This is a genomic window from Zoogloea sp. LCSB751 (genome assembly GCF_002028455.1).
Lineage (GTDB): Bacteria > Pseudomonadota > Gammaproteobacteria > Burkholderiales > Rhodocyclaceae > Zoogloea.
Genome location: NZ_MWUM01000329.1, coordinates 1 through 259 on the forward strand (window position 1 = coordinate 1; position 259 = coordinate 259).

1 protein-coding gene is annotated in these 259 nt (G+C 29.0%); it reads right to left on the bottom strand.

Going from position 1 to position 259, the window contains the following annotated elements; genetic code table 11:
* Positions 1–259: methyl-accepting chemotaxis protein (locus tag B4920_RS26835; protein WP_139379717.1), on the bottom strand; the 259-nt coding region annotated here is incomplete at both ends.

Sequence of the window (259 nt, forward strand, 5' to 3'; positions counted from 1 at the left end):
TTTTGCAATTTCAGCAATTGCACTTGTGACATTTCCTGCTGCACTTGCTATCCCTTCTGAAAAAGCAGCTAACTTTTCTGATTGTATATTTATATTTGAAGAATTATCTTTTATACTTCTAATCATATTTCCTAATGATTCCTGCATTACTTTCATTGAATTTGTCATATAGCCAATTTCATCTTTTATTTTTAGATTTTTAGGAGAAACCTCTTCACATAAATTTCCTTCTGCTAATAACTCTAAATGTTTTGAAGTT